1 protein-coding gene is annotated in these 452 nt (G+C 66.8%); it reads left to right on the plus strand.

The window, feature by feature from the left end; all coding sequences use genetic code 11:
• Positions 1 to 314, plus strand: a 314-nt coding sequence (locus EII35_RS15620) for an ATP-binding cassette domain-containing protein (RefSeq protein ID WP_125229350.1), incomplete at its 5' end; no start/stop codon positions are given.
• Positions 315 to 452: the final 138 nt, after the last annotated feature.

Consider the following 452-nt stretch of genomic DNA (forward strand, 5'->3'; position numbering starts at 1 on the left):
CCAATGTCTGCTTGGCCGACGCATCCCGGGATGAGGCACGCCGATATCTCGACGACCTTGGCCTGGGGGATCTGGCCGGAACCCGCGCCCGGACCCTTTCCGGAGGTGAACGACAGCGGGTAGCCGTGGCGCGAACACTGGCGAAACAGCCCGTACTGGCGTTGCTGGATGAGCCCACCGCGTCATTGGATGCCGAGGCGGCACATCTAGTCAGGGACATGCTGCGAACCTCTGCTGAGCAGGGGGTGGCCGTGGTGGTCGCCTCCCATGATGAAGTGATCCTCAACGCCGCTGACAAGGTGGTGCACCTGTGACACCTCGACTGGACCGGCTGGCGGTGGGGGCATGGTGCCTGGTGGCGCTCCTCGTCGCCGCCGCCGTTCTGGGCGCGGCACGCATCTCCAGCCGCACCGCCGAGGTCTACGAGGACAACTGGCGCGGCCGATACGACA

It is taken from the genome of Arachnia propionica (genome assembly GCF_003932785.1).
In the GTDB taxonomy this organism is placed as follows: Bacteria; Actinomycetota; Actinomycetes; order Propionibacteriales; family Propionibacteriaceae; genus Arachnia; species Arachnia propionica_B.